Here is an 11760-nt window from a genome sequence, read left to right as displayed (position 1 = left end):
GAGAGGATGAACATAGAGTTCATCCTCTTTTGATGTTTGTAATGAAGTTTTTAGATGCCCATCAGTCATGTGCTTGTGCCCAGACTTGGGTCAGGTAAAAGACAAAGCTGGCTGCCAGATTGGCCGTATGGTTGTCTATATCGTGAGGCGGAGAGACTTCGACGATGTCAAAGCCGATCAGTTTGCCTGAGGCAGCAATGTGCTGGAAGACCAGAACCGCTAGATTGGGATCCACACCGAGCGACTGAATGGCACTGACACCAGGAGCGGCACCAGCTGCAAAGCAGTCAATATCAATGGTCAAATAGACCTGCTCCTTGTCGGCCAAAAAGGTATCGACCACCTTACAGACTTCCTTGTAACCCATTTGGTAAATATCCATACCAGTCAGAAATTGGATAGCCTTGGATTTTGCCACAAAGTCAAAGAGAAAGAGATTGTTATTATGCTCCTGAATCCCTAGGATAAGGTAGTTAAAGGCCTGCTTCTGAGCTAGAGTGTCATCGAACATCTGGCGAAAACCGGTACCGGAGTTAGGACCAGTCTGGTCATAGGGACGCAAATCAAAGTGGGCATCCATATTGATAACGGCCAAGTCTTGGTCAGGTGCTAGTGAAGACTTGAGGCCCAGATAGTGGCCGTAGGCGGTTTCGTGGCCGCCACCTAGGACAATGGGCCGGAGATTGAGCTCTCGCAGGCGTTTGACTGCTCGAGCCAAGCTTTGTTGCAGCTGCTCCAGAGAGCGGTTAGGCCCGTCAATATCGCCAACATCAAAGACGCGGACGTTTCTGCCAAGATGCCAAGGAAGCTTGGCCAGCTGAGTTCGGATAGCTTGTGGTCCTTCGACAGCCCCCACTCGGCCGTGGTTGATATAGACCCCTTTATCACTCTTGAAGCCAATCAAGGCAAAGTTGACGCCGTCAAAGGGTTTTAAGTTAGGGTCATTTAAGTCCAAAAACTCAATAACCATACCCCATTTGGCAGCATATAAATCATCATCCAGTCTCTTATGATAATAGCTGTTATCTAGCTGATAGTAATCTTCTAACATGATTTTGTCCTTTTCCATAACGATACTTGCGACTTTATTATAAGAGTTTCCGCTAAGCCTGTCAATGGCTTTTGGCGGGAAAAGAAGCCCAGCTGAACGAGAGCGGGCTTCTTAGGTTAGCTTTTTTACAGAGTCATCAGCTTTAGAACTGAATGCTCAAGTCTACAGCCTTTTCAACGGCTGCTAGGAATTCTTCGTTTTCAATCAGCTCAGAAGCTTTGTTGAGCTCTTCATAGATTTCGATGTCCTTGTCAAACTCGATAAAGCGGACATGCTGACGGAAGAGGTCGTAGGCTGGCTTGGTTCCTTTACCAAGTTCATGGTTTTCTGGTTTCAGATCCAGAGCTTGGCAGGCTGCCATGATTTCTGTTGCCACGATGCGGCGAGAATTCTTGAGAATTTCAGCTGCCTTACGTGCTGCAGTAGTTCCCATGCTGACAAAGTCTTCTTGGTTTTCACAAGATGGGATAGAGTCTACGCTGGCTGGATGAGACAAGACCTTGTTCTCAGAAGCAAGCGAAGCACAAGCGTACTGGGTAATCATAAAGCCAGAGTTGAGTCCTGGGTGTTTGACCAAGAATGATGGAAGCTTGCTCAGTTGGCTGTTGACCAGACGTTCTACACGACGCTCGGATACATTTCCGATTTCAGAAATAGCGATGCCGAGGAAGTCGAATGGCTGTGCCATTGGTTCGCCGTGAAAGTTACCACCTGAGATAACATGGCCTTCCTTGGTGATGATAGGGTTGTCTGTGACGGAGTTGATCTCAACCTCAACCTTGGTCTTGACATAAGCGATAGAGTCCTTGCTGGCACCATGAATTTGCGGAATACAACGCAGGGTGTATGGGTCTTGGACCCGTTGTTGAGTGGCTACGGTTGTGTTGCCACTGCCTTCCAGAAGGTTGCGGATATTGCGGGCTGTAGCCAGCTGTCCGCTTTGAGGTCGAATGGTATGTAAGTCTTCTTCGAAAGGACTGGTAATACCATTGTGGACTTCCATGGAAAGAGCGCCAGCGACATCTGACAGCTTAAGTAGCTGGATGGCATCGTAGGTAGCCAGAGCTCCGATACCTGTCAGGACAGTCGTTCCGTTAATCAGCGCCAGCCCTTCCTTGGCTGCTAGATCGATTTTTTCGATGCCGGCCTTGTCCAAAGCTTCTTGCCCAGAGAGCAATTCACCTTGATAGTAAGCGCGACCTAGTCCTAACATAGGCAGAACCATGTGTGCCAGTGGTGCTAAGTCACCAGAGGCACCGAGAGAGCCCTTTTCTGGAATGTAAGGGACAACGCCTTTATTGAGCAATTCCAGGAGCTTTTCGACAGTAGAGAGACGAATACCAGAATAACCTTTGACCAAGGAATTAATCCGGATTAGCATAATCGCACGGACTGCATCTTCAGGCAGGGGATCGCCGTAGCCTGAAGAGTGTGTACGGATTAGGTTTTCTTGCAGTTGAGTCGTATCTTCTGGTGAGATGCTGACATTGCAGAGAGAGCCAAAGCCAGTTGTAACACCGTATACGACCCGCTTTTCGCGGACGATATCATCCACGATTTTGCGGGAAGCTTCTACAGCTTTCTTAGCTTCTTGGTCGATTTCGCAAGTGGCTCCATGACGAGCTACTGCGATGACGTCTTCTAAAGTAAGGTGTTCGCCATCCAAATTGATTACATGTGTCATAAGATTCATTCTCCTTCTTGTTCAAGAACTTTATTTTTACAAATCAGTACTATATAGATAAAGTATACTGCACTGGCGATAAGGACACCGATGAGGCCGTAGACATAGTTCATTGGGTTTTCACCCCAAATCATGACGAGACTGACTAGAACCGCCAAAATTGGAATTACTGGACCAAATGGAACGCGGAAGACCACTTTCTTATCTGGATATTTCTTTCTTAATACTAGTACAGCTAGAGCAGTTGGGATGTATTGGAAGAAGCGGAAGACCACACTGAGAGCTGCTAATTCTTCAAATTTACCAGAGAAGAGCAGGACGATAGCCAGAATTCCTGAAATAATAATGGCAACTATAGGGGCATTTTTAGAGTTGGTTTCTGCAATTTTCTTAGGAAGCAGACCTTCATTTGCGATAGCTGCACCATAACGTGGAACCATGATAGATTCCCCGATGTTAAGTCCAGCAATAGAAATCAGCGCTCCGATAGAAACAATCCATGCTCCAACAGGGCCAATCATTTCGACAAAGGCGTCTTGTACAGAAGCATCTGTTTGCAGGATACGGCTGCCTAACATGGCGATAGTTCCTGCGATAATCAGCATATAGAGAACAGAGACAATACTGATAGAGCCCAAAATAGCTCGAGGTACATTCTTTTCCGGATTGCGCATTTCACCAGCAACGATAGACATGGTTTCAAATCCGATAAATCCGTAGAAGATATAAATGGCTGTACTAGAGATAGCTTTCATGATATCTACGCCAGGTTCTAGCTGAAGAAACGGAGTGAAGTTTCCTTTGTCAATTCCTCCTTTGATGAAGAAAATCGCACATAGACTGAAAGCGACAATTGGGATGAGCTTTGCTACGGTTGCGGTCAAGGTGAACATTTTGGAAGTCTTAAGACCTGATATATTCATTAGACTGAGCAAAATAATCAGGCTCACACTGAGCAGAAGTTCATAGGGGGCAAAGGATTTAAAAGTAATGACAAAAAGTCTCGCAAATCCTGCTGCCATAGCAGACCAAGCGATGATGGTAACTGCCCAGCCTAGGAAGCCAACATTAAATCCGACAAAGTCTCCAAAGGCTGCTTTGGAATATTGGAAGGCTCCGCCATTTTTATTAAAATAACCAGCAGTTTCTGCCAAGCAGACGGCTAGGAGAATAACGAGAAGGGCAGTTCCAAGCATGACAGCTAGAGAGGCAGGACCAAGTCCTTTATAAATCTTTTGCGGTAGGAGGAAAATCCCTGATCCGATAACGGCATTGATACCGTAGAGAGTTGCACCGGAAAAGCTGAATTTCGCTTTTTCCTGTTCTTGTTCTTGTGCAGTGAGTTTAGTTGCATCCATAATAATGTTTCTCCTTTAGAGATATGGGATCCTTTCCAAGTAAAGATAGAATGGTGACAAGGCATCATGGTATCTTTACTTAGTAGGGATGTGGGTCAAACCAGCCCATATAGCAAGGGGCGTTCCCTTTGGCTGGTTACTCGAAAACATTATATGCAGCTCAGTTTCCTGAGTCTCTTTTTCCACTATCAGAAGCTGCTCTGCCTCTAGGTTAAGCACTGGCAGGTTTGTTCCCGTCACCGTCAGGTCCTCTAAGGCATAGATAAATTGAATTTCTTCATCTCGGCTAAGCTCTTGCCCATTTGAGATGGCAATCATCTGTCCCTGATAATGGTCGCTGTAGATTAAATTAAAGTCGGTACAAGTCCCCCGACTTGTGATAGAATCACTCCCTTCAAAGACATAGGGAGTAAAGGGAGCTAGAACCGTTTCCTCCTGCCGGCTGGCATTGTGGAGATGAAGTGTGTGGTCCAGGCTCATGAGAATGCGGTGAAAGCCGCTGAGGTCAGAAAACTGACTTTCAGCTAACTCCACAGTCGCTGTCGAGAGCCGATAGTCAAATTCCCGCTTGCCATAGTGGCCAGTTTGCGGGGAAAGATAAAGCTGTTTTGTCTTTCCCCCCGACCAATCGGAAACTTGAAAATCGTTTGCTCTTAAAAGGCTTATATTTGTCATTTTTGGTATTTATTAGAACAAACCGCTGATATTGCCGTCTTTGTCAACATCAATCTTTTCGCTGGCTGGTACCTTAGGCAATCCTGGCATGGTCATGATCGCACCAGTCAGAGCAACGATGAAGCCTGCACCAGCAGAAACTTTGAGCTGGCTAATAGTCACAACAAAGTCTTTAGGTGCGCCCAGTTTCTTAGCATCGTCTGAGAAGGAGTACTGAGTCTTTGCCATACAGATAGGATAGTTGGAGAAGCCCAACTCTTCCAGTTGTTTGAGCTCGCGTTTAGCAGCAGGAGTCAGGCGAACGCCCTTGCCTCCATAGACCTTAGTAACAATTTTGTTCAATTTGGTCTCAATGGAGTCCTCTTCATTATATACAAATTGGAAGTGATTGTCTCCTTCGGCCAGTTCAACGACTTTTTCAGCCAACTCTTTACCGCCGGCTCCGCCATTTGCCCAAACGTCGGAAATCACTACGTCAACGCCGCGTTTTTGGCAGGCGTCATAAACTGCTTGCAATTCTGCTTCGGTATCTAGCGGGAATTTATTGATGGCAACAACTGCTGGCAGGCCATAAACATCTTGAATGTTTTCCAGATGTTTTTCCAAGTTTGGCAGACCATCTATAACGGCTTGGACATTTTCTTCAGCTAGGTCGCTTTTAGCCACGCCACCATGCATCTTGAGAGCGCGGATGGTAGCAACTAGAACTACAGCCGATGGACGAAGTCCAGATGTACGACACTTGATATCGATGAATTTTTCAGCACCGAGGTCAGCACCGAAACCAGCTTCTGTGACTGCATAGTCGGCATATTTGAGAGCCAGCTTGGTAGCTAGGACACTGTTACAGCCATGGGCAATGTTGGCAAAAGGTCCACCGTGAATCAAGGCTGGCGTATGTTCCAGAGTTTGAACCAAGTTTGGATGGATGGCGTCTTTGAGCACTGCGGCCATAGCGCCACCAGCTTTCAAGTCCTTAGCAGTTATTGGCTTACCTTCAAAGCTGTAGCCAATGATGATCTTTTCTAAACGGTTCTTGAGGTCAGTGATATTTTCTGACAGACAGAGAATAGCCATAACCTCAGAAGCAACTGTAATGTCAAAACCATCTTCACGCGGAACACCATTGACTTTGCCTTGCAAGCCGTCTACGATGTGGCGCAGTTGCCGGTCATTCATATCCACTGCCCGCTTCCAAGTGATGCGGCGAGAGTCGATGCCTAAGGCATTGCCATGGTGAATGTGGTTATCAATGAGGGCCGCTAGCAGGTTGTTGGCAACGCCGATGGCATGAAAGTCACCAGTGAAGTGGAGGTTGATGTCCTCCATGGGTACCACCTGAGCGTGACCACCGCCAGCAGCTCCGCCCTTGATACCAAAGACAGGTCCGAGTGAAGGCTCCCGCAGAGCGATAACAGCTTTTTTACCGATAGCAGATAGAGCATCGACCAATCCGACAGAAGTCGTGGTCTTGCCTTCTCCGGCTGGTGTCGGAGAAATAGCTGTCACGAGAATCAGTTTGCCGTCTGGCTTGTCTTTTAAGGCTTCCAGTTGGCTGGCACTGATTTTTGCCTTGTAATTTCCATAAAGAGACAAAGCGTCTTCAGCAATTCCAAGCTTTTTTGCAACCTCTTTGATGGGCTTCATTTGAACCGAATTCGCAATTTCAATATCTGATAAAACCATATTGTTACCTCTTGAGAAAAGAAAGTCCATTCATGGGAAAGAGCGAACTTCTCTTCCGTTTATCTATTAGACAACTTTCAAAATTTCTTGATAAATTTCATCTGCTAGGGCGCAGCCTTTTTGCAGGAGGTCTTCACCCTTGTTGCGGTAGTCTGCGACAAATGCTTCATCCTTGACACCTGACAGGTTGATGAGGACATTGAGCCAAGCTCCTTGCAGGCCAGCCTTAAGGTTGAGAGCTGCGACTCCCAGGTCGCTGGCAGCATTGGTATTGGACTTGCCAACAGCCTTTTGAGTTGTTTGCAGGGCAGTCAAGATGTCTTCCATCATGCCATAAGGTGACTTGGTCGCTTCCTTGAGGGCTTGCTGCATAGCTTCCCGACGGGCAGCCTTGTCTTCCTCTGTTTCCTTAGGCATATCAAAGACGGCTGAGACTAGATTGAAGGCTTCAGTGTCCTTGTCAATAGCTGCGAGCAAGCTTTCTTGCAGGCGGGCGCTTTCTGCATGCACTTGAGCAATTTCTGCTTCAAATTCTGCGTATTTTTTCTTGCCAAGAGTCAATTCACAGACCATCTTAGTCAGGGAAATACCGTTGGCTGCGGAAAGAGCAGCGGCAGAGCCGCCTCCTGGTGCAGGAGCATCTGAGCCTAGGACTTGGGCAAATTCTGTCAAGCTTAAATCTACTAATTTCATAGGTTTCTGTCCTCCTAGCCCAGCAAATGGTTTTCCAGAACTTGCTTGCCATAGTCAAAGTCTTCGATTTGCAGATAGTATTCTGCAGCGTCAATCAAAGCCTTGGCTGGTGCCAAACCGATGACTTCTGAGCCGAGGATTCCAACTCCGTAGCGCTTGGCTTCAAAGCGAACAGTTTCAAAAACACGATAGAGTGGGAATTTTTCCAGATTGACCATGTTGATAGAAACCTGAGCAATGTTGCGGTCTTCCAGCATAACGCCAATCGCTTTACAGTATTTGTAGCCACCGCTTGATCCACGGATGATTTTGGCAATATTGTTGGCAATTTCCAGATTGTCTGTATCCAAGTTGATATTGTAGGCGATGAGTGGCATTCTGGCACCAACAGCAGTAACACCAGCAGTTGGGTGAATCTTTCTTTCACCATAGTCAGGAGCCCAGTCAGGTTCCAAGAGTTTTTCAGGCATGCCTTCAAATTGTCCTTTACGAACCTTAGCCAAGTTCTTACGCTCTGGACGAGTCGCTGCATCTTCATAGAGGAAGATAGGGATACCGAGTTCACGGTTGATCCGCTCAGATACGGTCTTCGCAATTTCGACGCATTCCTCACTTGTGATGTCCTTGATAGGTACAAAAGGCAGGACATCAGTTGCGCCCATACGAGGGTGTTCACCCTGGTGCTTGGTCAAGTCAATATTTTCAGAAGCGTATTTGACCAAACGGAAGGCAACTTCCTGAATGTTTTGGTCATCACCGACCAAGGTAAAGACGCTGCGGTTGTGGCTGGCATCAGAAGAGTGGTCCAAAAGTGTTACGCCTGGCACACTCTTAGCTACTTCCACTAGACCGTCAATAACCGCTTGATTGCGGCCTTCAGAAAAGTTAGGAATACATTCAACAATTTTTGCCATAAGATATTACCTCGTGTTATATGTTATTAAAATTACAAAGTGAATAAAGTGGAACTTCCAGCTGAGCTAGGTGTGAGGCCCAGCTCAGGTCGGAAGTCGGGGGACAAGTTTTTCCTATTCGAACAATTTCTTAACAGATTCTTTGACCAAATCTTCGTCAGTTAAGTACGGAATGGTGATGTGGTCTGTTCCTTGGTGGAGACGATTGTACTCGATAGCTGTCTCAATAGCATGCTCATTACGTGCCCAGTTACGACGTGCAACTCCGCCGATGGTATCCCAAGCGATAGCAGATTTGATGATTTCATCAATGCGTTCGCTGCCGTCCAGTACCAAGCCAAAGCCACCGTTGATTGCTTTACCGATACCAGTTCCGCCACCGTTGTGGAGAGCTACCAGACTCATACCGCGAGCTGCATTACCGGCATAACATTGCACAGCCATGTCGCAGGTAACATTAGAACCGTCCTTGATATTAGAAGTTTCACGGAATGGAGAGTCAGTACCAGATACGTCGTGGTGGTCACGGCCGATCATGACAGGACCAATCTTGCCTTCGCGTACTAATTCATTGAACTTGAGGGCGATATTGACACGGCCCATACAGTCTTGGTAGAGAATGCGAGCCTGAGTTCCAACAACCAACTGGTTCTTTTCTGCATCGCGGATCCAGTTGTAGTTATCACGGTCTTGGTAGCGGCGGTTAGGGTCGATTACTTCCATAGCTGCATGGTCAGTAGCGACTAGGTCTTCGTGCTTGCCGCTCAGACATACCCAACGGAAAGGACCATAACCATAGTCAAAGAGCATTGGGCCCATGATATCTTCTACATAAGATGGCCAGATGAAGCCGTCTTTGTCATCAAAGCCATTCTTAGAAATTTCCTTGATGCCAGAGTCATAGACTGCCTTCATAAAGGCATTACCGTAGTCAAAGAAGTAGGTACCGTTGCTAGTCAGGGTCTTGATAGCCTTGAAGTGACGTTCCAAGGTTTCGTCAACCAAATTAGCAAAGGTTTCCTTGTCTTCAGCTAGGAGGCGAGTCCGTTCTTCAAAGCTGATACCAGCCGGACAGTAGCCACCGTCGTAGACATTGTGACAAGAAGTTTGATCAGATAGTAGATCTACATGGATATTGTTCTCGTTGACGTATTCCAAGAGGTCTACGATGTTACCATGATAGGCAATGGAAGTTGATTCACCAGCTTCCAGAGCTTTCTGAGCTAGCTCGATTGCTTCTTTCGGACTTTCAGCCAATTGGCTAATCCAGCCTTGGGAGTGGCGAGTTTCAATCCGAGATTGGTCTACTTCAGCTACGATTGCCACAGCTTTAGCAATTTCGGCCGCTTTCCCTTGAGCTCCACTCATGCCGCCCAGACCAGAAGAGATGAAGAGTTTGCCAGTCAGGTCGCCATCATCAGCTACACCCAGTTTCAAGCGCCCAGCATTGAGGAGGGTGTTGAAAGTACCATGGACGATACCTTGAGGGCCGATGTACATCCAGCCGCCAGCTGTCATTTGACCATAGTTGGTCACGCCCATTTCTTCCGCAATTTCCCAGTCCTTCATATTGTCATATTCACCGACCAAGAGGCCGTTGGTGATGATAACACGAGGTGCTTCTGGTTTGGACTTGAAGAGTCCGAGTGGGTGGCCAGATTCTACGACCAAGGTTTGATGGTCGGTCATGATTTCCAAGTATTTCTTGATCAGGTTGTACTGCATCCAGTTAGCGCAGACAGATCCAGTTTCTCCGTAGGTAACCAATTCATAAGGATAAAGAGCGATTTCAAAGCTCAGGTTATTGTCAATCATAACCTGCATAGCTTTGGCCGCAGTACAGTTCCCTTTATACTCGTCAATTGGTTTACCATAGATGCGTTCTTTTGGACGCCAGCGGTAGCCATAAATCCGTCCGCGAGTTTTCAACTCTTCTAAGAATTCTGGAATTACTTCCTCATGGAATCTCTTTGGAATATAGCGAAGGGCATTTTTAAGAGCAATTTCGGTTTGAGCTTGAGTCAAACGGAAGCCCCGGTCAGGTGCTCGGCGGATGCCTTCTTGGAAAACTGTTTTTTCAGGCAGTACATCGTCTAATTTGACGGTCATTGCTGCTGCAATTTCATTTTCACTAAAGTATGACATGAAAAATCCTCCTTTTAGTCAAGTGTAAAATATCTTTCTCCTACATTCTATAAGACTCCCGTCCATAAAGAGTCAAGAAAATGACAAAAACAGTAAAAAAAGTGGGGCTCCTATCTTTTACAAGCTTTTGACTATAATTTGACGATAGTGTATTATGATGAAAAGCAAATATGTCGGAAAATGAAATGGAGGAACAAGCATGACTGCTGATTTACTATTAACTCACTTTAATCAAGTCTTCTGTCCCAAGGACCTCGGACATCCCCTTTTTGGTGAGGAGATGAAGGAGGCTCAGGTCTTGGAGGACGGCTACATTGCAGTCAAAGACGGCAAAATCCTAGCAGTTGGCAGCGGAGAGCCGGATGCCAGTCTGGTTGGACCTGATACTAAGATTCAGTCTTATGAGGGCAAGATTGCTACACCTGGCTTGATCGACTGTCACACTCACTTGGTCTACGGCGGCAGCCGGGAGCATGAATTTGCTAAGAAATTAGCCGGTGTCCCTTATCTGGAAATTCTTGCCCAAGGCGGCGGTATTCTCAGTACGGTTCGGGCAACACGAGAAGCTTCTTTTGATACTCTCTACGATAAGTCTAAGAGACTGCTGGATTATATGCTGCTTCATGGGGTGACGACTGTCGAGGCCAAGAGTGGCTATGGTCTGGACTGGGAAACAGAGAAGCGCCAGCTGGATGTCGTTGGGGCTTTGGACCGTGACCACGAGATTGACCTCGTTTCTACCTTTATGGCTGCCCACGCCGTTCCACCAGAATACAAGGGACGTTCTCAGGAATATCTGGAGCTCATCGTCGAGGAAATGCTGCCTCGGGTAAAAGCAGAAAATCTAGCTGAATTCTGTGATATTTTCTGTGAAAAAGGCGTCTTTACAGCTGACGAGTCACGCTACTTACTTTCTAAGGCTAAAGAAATGGGCTTCAAGCTCCGTATCCATGCTGACGAAATCGAATCTATCGGTGGAGTAGATGTAGCAGCTGAACTGGGAGCAACTAGTGCAGAGCACTTGATGGTAGCGACCGATGAGGGCATTCGCAAGATGGCAGAAGCCAAGGTTATCGGCAATCTCCTGCCAGCGACTACCTTCAGTCTGATGGAAGATACCTATGCACCAGCCCGCAAGATGCTGGAAGCTGGCATGGCCATTACCCTGACCACCGACAGCAATCCAGGCTCTTGTCCAACAGCTAACCTGCAGTTCGTTATGCAACTAGGCTGCTTTATGATGCGTCTGACGCCAGTAGAAGTTCTCAACGCTGTAACCATTAATGCGGCCTACTCAGTTAACCGTCAAGATAAGATTGGCAGCTTTGATACTGGCAAGCAGGCTGACATTACCATCCTAGACGCTAAGAATATCGACTATCCACTTTATTTCTTTGCGACTAACCTGACCCATCAGGTTTACAAGGCTGGAAAGCTGGTCGTCGATCAAGGAAGAATCGTCTAGCCTCTCTAAAAACGAATCGTATTTTTCGGACTCTCTCTGGTGACAGGGAGAGTTTTCTTTATATCAAAACTTTCCCTTGCCATTCTGCT

At 46.8% G+C, this 11760-nt stretch carries 9 protein-coding genes; 1 reads left to right on the top strand and 8 read right to left on the bottom strand.

The genetic code is table 11. From position 1 onward, the window contains the following. Positions 1-61: 61 nt before the first annotated feature. The 8 genes from hutG to DQM55_RS09500 form a co-directional block, all read right to left on the bottom strand. Complete coding sequence (gene hutG / locus DQM55_RS09535; RefSeq protein WP_111676959.1) at positions 62-1051, bottom strand: formimidoylglutamase; 990 nt, start codon at positions 1049-1051, stop codon at positions 62-64. Positions 1052-1193: 142 nt separating this feature from the next. Beyond that, on the bottom strand, positions 1194-2735 hold the full coding sequence (hutH, locus tag DQM55_RS09530; protein ID WP_172454764.1) for a histidine ammonia-lyase: 1542 nt from the start codon (positions 2733-2735) through the stop codon (positions 1194-1196). Between the two features lie 5 nt (positions 2736-2740). Further along, complete coding sequence (locus DQM55_RS09525) at positions 2741-4093, bottom strand: APC family permease (protein WP_002898305.1); 1353 nt, start codon at positions 4091-4093, stop codon at positions 2741-2743. Between the two features lie 75 nt (positions 4094-4168). Beyond that, positions 4169-4768, bottom strand: coding sequence for a HutD/Ves family protein (locus DQM55_RS09520; protein ID WP_002918098.1), 600 nt, complete (start codon positions 4766-4768; stop codon positions 4169-4171). 12 nt (positions 4769-4780) lie between these two features. After that, positions 4781-6454 carry a formate--tetrahydrofolate ligase gene (locus DQM55_RS09515; protein WP_032909194.1) on the bottom strand — a complete coding sequence of 558 codons (1674 nt, stop codon included), beginning with the start codon at positions 6452-6454 and terminating at the stop codon, positions 4781-4783. 66 nt (positions 6455-6520) lie between these two features. Next, a complete protein-coding gene (locus tag DQM55_RS09510; RefSeq protein WP_002918096.1) occupies positions 6521-7147 on the bottom strand; it encodes a cyclodeaminase/cyclohydrolase family protein in 627 nt (208 codons plus the stop codon). A gap of 14 nt (positions 7148-7161) precedes the next feature. Then, complete coding sequence (gene ftcD, locus DQM55_RS09505) at positions 7162-8061, bottom strand: glutamate formimidoyltransferase (RefSeq protein WP_002903832.1); 900 nt, start codon at positions 8059-8061, stop codon at positions 7162-7164. A 114-nt stretch (positions 8062-8175) separates the two neighbouring features. Continuing rightward, positions 8176-10206, bottom strand: a complete 2031-nt coding sequence (locus DQM55_RS09500; protein WP_111676438.1) for a urocanate hydratase — start codon at positions 10204-10206, stop codon at positions 8176-8178. Positions 10207-10405: 199 nt separating this feature from the next. Between DQM55_RS09500 and hutI the strand changes: the two genes are divergently transcribed. Further along, positions 10406-11671: an imidazolonepropionase gene (hutI, locus tag DQM55_RS09495; RefSeq protein WP_002896498.1), complete on the top strand. Its 1266-nt coding sequence runs from the start codon at positions 10406-10408 to the stop codon at positions 11669-11671. Positions 11672-11760 lie beyond the last annotated feature (89 nt).

The organism is Streptococcus sanguinis (assembly GCF_900475275.1).
GTDB classification, from domain to species: Bacteria; Bacillota; Bacilli; order Lactobacillales; family Streptococcaceae; genus Streptococcus; species Streptococcus sanguinis_N.
This window is presented reverse-complemented; position numbering and strand designations above follow the sequence as displayed.

Bases quoted from the DNA above. Each gene is read 5' to 3' on its own strand.
- DQM55_RS09510 (WP_002918096.1), bottom strand. From the start codon at position 7,147: ATGAAATTAGTAGATTTAAGCTTGACAGAATTTGCCCAAGTCCTAGGC.
- ftcD (WP_002903832.1), bottom strand. From the start codon at position 8,061: ATGGCAAAAATTGTTGAATGTATTCCTAACTTTTCTGAAGGCCGCAAT.
- DQM55_RS09525 (WP_002898305.1), bottom strand. From the start codon at position 4,093: ATGGATGCAACTAAACTCACTGCACAAGAACAAGAACAGGAAAAAGCG.
- DQM55_RS09515 (WP_032909194.1), bottom strand. From the start codon at position 6,454: ATGGTTTTATCAGATATTGAAATTGCGAATTCGGTTCAAATGAAGCCC.
- DQM55_RS09520 (WP_002918098.1), bottom strand. From the start codon at position 4,768: ATGACAAATATAAGCCTTTTAAGAGCAAACGATTTTCAAGTTTCCGAT.
- hutH (WP_172454764.1), bottom strand. From the start codon at position 2,735: ATGACACATGTAATCAATTTGGATGGCGAACACCTTACTTTAGAAGAC.
- hutI (WP_002896498.1), top strand. From the start codon at position 10,406: ATGACTGCTGATTTACTATTAACTCACTTTAATCAAGTCTTCTGTCCC.
- DQM55_RS09500 (WP_111676438.1), bottom strand. From the start codon at position 10,206: ATGTCATACTTTAGTGAAAATGAAATTGCAGCAGCAATGACCGTCAAA.
- hutG (WP_111676959.1), bottom strand. From the start codon at position 1,051: ATGTTAGAAGATTACTATCAGCTAGATAACAGCTATTATCATAAGAGA.